This window comes from Nitrosospira sp. CT, assembly GCF_059489795.1.
This window is the reverse complement of record NZ_JCAHZJ010000061.1, coordinates 1-4,274: the sequence shown is the minus strand read 5'-3', so window position 1 is coordinate 4,274 and position 4,274 is coordinate 1. Positions and strand designations below refer to the sequence as shown.

The 4,274-nt window shown below is 47.1% G+C and carries 3 protein-coding genes, 3 pseudogenes and 1 other annotated feature; of the genes and pseudogenes, 4 read left to right on the top strand and 2 right to left on the bottom strand.

What is annotated here, in order from left to right; all coding sequences use genetic code 11:
• Positions 1 to 168: 168 nt before the first annotated feature.
• Positions 169 to 499 (top strand): annotated as a pseudogene (locus tag AC52W5_RS09980) (IS5 family transposase); the annotation flags it as partial.
• Positions 500 to 513: 14 nt separating this feature from the next.
• Here AC52W5_RS09980 and AC52W5_RS09975 read toward each other — a convergent pair.
• Together AC52W5_RS09975 and AC52W5_RS09970 are read right to left on the bottom strand one after the other, a co-directional pair.
• A complete protein-coding gene (locus AC52W5_RS09975; protein WP_495670890.1) occupies positions 514 to 2,430 on the bottom strand; it encodes an Lnb N-terminal periplasmic domain-containing protein in 1,917 nt (638 codons plus the stop codon).
• Positions 2,431 to 2,497: 67 nt separating this feature from the next.
• On the bottom strand, positions 2,498 to 3,001 hold the full coding sequence (locus AC52W5_RS09970; RefSeq protein ID WP_081354000.1) for a DUF3015 domain-containing protein: 504 nt from the start codon (positions 2,999 to 3,001) through the stop codon (positions 2,498 to 2,500).
• Between the two features lie 317 nt (positions 3,002 to 3,318).
• Between AC52W5_RS09970 and AC52W5_RS09965 the strand changes: the two genes are divergently transcribed.
• The 3 genes and pseudogenes from AC52W5_RS09965 to AC52W5_RS09955 all read left to right on the top strand — a co-directional run.
• Positions 3,319 to 3,561: a recombinase family protein gene (locus AC52W5_RS09965; protein ID WP_495670889.1), complete on the top strand. Its 243-nt coding sequence runs from the start codon at positions 3,319 to 3,321 to the stop codon at positions 3,559 to 3,561.
• A gap of 28 nt (positions 3,562 to 3,589) precedes the next feature.
• A pseudogene (locus AC52W5_RS09960) lies at positions 3,590 to 3,999 on the top strand (transposase); the annotation flags it as partial.
• Positions 3,868 to 3,984 (top strand) — a sequence feature (AL1L pseudoknot). Its footprint overlaps the pseudogene before it by 117 nt.
• An 11-nt stretch (positions 4,000 to 4,010) precedes the next feature.
• A pseudogene (locus AC52W5_RS09955) lies at positions 4,011 to 4,151 on the top strand (IS3 family transposase); the annotation flags it as partial.
• Positions 4,152 to 4,274: the final 123 nt, after the last annotated feature.

Here is a 4,274-nt window from a genome sequence, read left to right as displayed (position 1 = left end):
TCGGGGGCGGGTCAGGAGCCGGAATTTTCCATTTTAGACCGGTACTGATTTCGGGGGCGGGTCAGAGCCGGAATTTTCCATTTTAGACCGGTACTGATTTCGGGGGCGGGTCACATCAGGCCCTCAATTTACGCTATGGGCGTAATACCGTTTCCGTTTTTATTCTCAGGGCAAGTTAATGACTGCACGGTTGCACCAGAGCTGATCGCCCGACTCCCGCAGGTGGAAACGATCATCGCGGACAAGGGCTATGACAGCGAGCGAATCCGCGAAACCATCGAGTCGCAAGGGGCAAAGTCAGTCATTCCCCGCAAGCGTAATTCAGTCACAGGCAATGCAGATTTGGATAGAGGATTGTATCGGCATCGGCATCTGGTGGAAAACACCTTTGCCCGTTTGAAGCATTATCGGGCCGTAGCATCACGATTCGACAAGCTGAAGAGAAATTACGAGAGTGTAGTAGCCATGGGCCTGCATGATCCTCTGGCTATCAATGTGAAACGTCAACAGACCCTAGAAGAAATAATTGAATGATAATATTCCCTCATTATTTTGGTCGTAGCGGTTCAATTCCACCCTTAGATCCAGATCTTGTGAAAGCGCATAGCGAGTAATGAGGTGACTAGTGAAGAAACGCTTACTTTCACCGAGGAGAAAAACCTGGTAGCTCCCCGCCAATTTGATTCTCAAATTTTCAGTAATGCTGAAGTACATTCCCACTTCAGTATCGCCACCCAATCGAAAATTTTGTTTTAGATGATCGGAAAATTCCGCTTTTAGATCAGCAAAGGTATATAGCAGCAAGGGGGAGAAAAAATCCGGCCTGTAAGAGAAACCTCTCCCATACGTACCTTTGAACGAATTGCAATAGTTGCAGTTTCGATCTCTAAGGTTGTCTACTGCCAGTTCTGCTCGCCAGGAAGGTTTGGCAAATAAGGAATCGTAGGGATTGAGTGATGTGATTGAGAGAAACTTCGCCTGATCTAGTCTTACCCGTTCGGATTCCAGGTAATAGCGGAGTTTGAAGTCCATAAAAATAATTTCTGAATCTTTATCATATCCTACGTCCTTGGCCATCAGGTCATGATATGCCGGTCGATAAGCAAATTCGACGAAAGATTCGCGCTTGTTATGGCCAATTCCGAGTTGAAATCGGTCCGTCCCATGACCTTGGTCTGGTCGACTGGAAAAACCGGTAATTTTAGTATCCTCATCACTAGTAACTTGCAAACGGCTTCTAGCTAATAAAACGGAGCGTGGAATTTTTACTTCATTGTTGCTTTTTTCTTGCATGCTCCAATACTGTAAATAGTCCATATAAGCATTCAACAATAGAGCTTGCGATTGAGGGAGAAGGTTTTTAAAAGTTGGGCTATCTAATGTCATATCCCCTTGAACTATGCTTTTTAATATCTGCTTCTCATCATTGTCCATTCTACGGCGCTTATCATTCATTTGACTAAGCACCGAAGGCCGATATACGGTTTGTTTTACTAACTCCTCCTGCGCCATTACAATTTTTACCGTATCAGTTGGTATCACACTGAAGAAAAAAGAATCTTTTAATCTTAGATTCGGATTGGCAATCTCTAATAAGGAAAGCACGTGATATGAGCAATTTTCCTGGAAATAATAATAATCAAAGTAAGTACCGCCCAGCTCCCACAAATGTAAAAGCATCGTGTTCAACTGATCTTCAGTAAACTTAAGTTCATATTCCCAAAGATCCCGGCTTTCCCAGTTGTTATATTCCTGCACTTTTGTGTAATAGGGGAAAATCGCGAAGCGTCCTGGAAATGAGCCTATTAAACCCTTCACTGCGTAGAGGAATCCATTCTCAGTATCGGGAACGGCCGCATAGTTGGCGCCATAGTTCATTAAATTATTCCCCTTGCCTGTTCTCCGGCTATCAATTCGTAGCAGGGTATGGCCAAACATAGAGGCAGGGTTGTTCATGAAGTAAGAGGCGAACACCAGCGTTACTCCGACCGGAGCTAAAGTTTGCATCCAGCGGCTGAGCCGATCACATTCGTGTATTTTGAGGCGATTGCGATCGAAGTCTAGTTCGTGGCTCAGCCACTTGAATCGCGCCGGAAAGTTACACTGAGGGTGCTCTTTGCCTTCGGCAACCGCGGATAAGGGTATGAAGAAGCTGGCAAGGGTCGCTTGCAGCTCTGACTCTGGATCAGTCTTTCCCTGCGGAGAATTGAAAAAATCCATTCCATCCGCTTCACTCGTAAAGCCGCCGAATAATTCCTCGTTGTACTTGAGAAGTAGATGCCATATCCGGGCATCGGCCAGCTTTTTTTGTTGGGCTTGAAGTTGTAGATCGCCTAAATAATCGGCGTTGTGGTTGTCTTGGGAATGAGCGGTTGCCGGTGAGAAATAAAGGGAGAGAAGTAGCGCGGCTAGAGCGCAAGCAAGCTGCACGAGGGAACGATAGGGGGAGCTGACAATATCAAAGCGGATATAGGGGTTACCTATATCCGCTTATTTTTTAATTCAATGCAGACACTTTAATGTCACACGATTTAGCAAGGGTAGGATGACGGGTTAATTGATCTTCGAGCTTGCTCAGTAACTCTGCTGAGGTTGTTTGATCACTCACCACCAAATTGTCAAACTTCGCCTGCACCATCGATCCGAATTCTTGATAGCTTGCTGCGGAACATTGATACAAGCTAGCCAAGGTATAAAGATTTTCACCTTTTCCTTGCGCCATTTCTTTAACCAGGCTGGTGTAATTCTCTTTTGCAAATACTTCACGCTCCTTGCTCGTCTTCACTAGGCCATGATCACCGCAATTCGAGGTCCCGGAAGTAATCCCGAAAGTTTGATTGCCGGAAGTTCCATTAGTAGTTGAAGCGAATACCTGTGAGGCCCCTGGTTTTGATCCCATGACCTCTGACCCTAACCCACAACCCGCTGCACCATACCCAGCGGCAAAAACAGAAGCTGGAAGCAGTAAAAAAGAAGCTGCTGCAATCAGACGATACCCCATATTGCTCTCCATAGAAGTTGCTAAAAATTAGATTAAGATCGAATAGTGAGGGTTGCTTTTTAAGCACCAAAGTTCAGCATTAAAGAGCGTCCCAGGAAAAACAAACAGCTTCCTTCCGGGAGCTGAGCAAATGTACTTAACGTCTCTTAAGTTGTCAATGGGATATTTTCATAATTTATATGACATAGGCCTCTGCTATTAACATATTTTAGTTTTTGCTCTTGACGACAATATGACAATCTGTAAATTGCGACTCTGGACCCCGCCTATGGGTAAGCACGGCAGAGGTTTCCTGTAGGAAAAGGGAGAACTTCGGGATGGATACAAGCACGCCTACTGGAAAGCTGATGTTGACCGTATTAGGAAGCATTGCCCAGTTTGAGAGGGAAATGATGCTCGAACGACAGCGGGAAGGTGTCATTAAGGCTAAGGCTGCGGGAAAATACAAGGGACGAAAACCAATCGCTGACGCAATCAGGCAGGAAGTAGTTCATCTTGCAGGAGAGAGAATGACGAAGACTGCTATTGCAAGTCAACTTGAACCGCCCCGAGTTTTGTAGAGGCTCCAACATCTGAGAGAATGGAGCTATGAAGAAACAGAACAAGTTTTCCCCCGAGGTACGTGAGCGCGCTGTGCGGATGGTGCTGGAGCACCGCGGCGAGTATCCATCGCTGTGGGCCACTATCGAATCGATTGCGCCCAAGATTGGCTGTGTGCCGCAGACCTTGAACGAGTGGGTGCGCAAGCATGAGGTCGACAACGGTGTGCGTGACGGGGTCAGCAGTGCCCAGCGGGAACGGGTCAAGGAGCTTGAGCGCGAGAACCGGGAGCTACGTAAGGCCAATGAGATCCTGAAGCTGGCCAGCGCGTTTTTCGCCCAGGCGGAGCTCGACCGCCGACTGAAGTAATCAGGCAGTTTATTGACGAGCATCGGGAAACTTACGGGGTTGAGCCGCTTTGCAAGGTCTTGCAGATTGCCCCGTCAGGCTATTGGCGTTAGCAACCGATGGTCTGGTGCACCATAGCGACAGAGGTTCTCAATACCTCTCTATCCGCTATACAGAGCGGCTCGCCCAGGCCGGTCTTGAGCCCTCCGTGGGTAGTCGTGGAAACAGCTATGACAATGCCTTGGCCGAAACCATCAACGGGTTTGACGTCATCCCCAAAAACTGTAGCAGTTCTAAATTAGAGTAAAGTCGCCTTCTGGCTCCCTTATTGAAGGAGTATGAAGCGATGAAGAGATCCCGATTTACTGAGGTTCAAGTAGCGTAT

Excerpts from the sequence above, each read along its gene's own strand:
- AC52W5_RS09970 (WP_081354000.1), bottom strand. The coding sequence starts at position 3,001 with ATGGGGTATCGTCTGATTGCAGCAGCTTCTTTTTTACTGCTTCCAGCT.
- AC52W5_RS09965 (WP_495670889.1), top strand. The coding sequence starts at position 3,319 with ATGGATACAAGCACGCCTACTGGAAAGCTGATGTTGACCGTATTAGGA.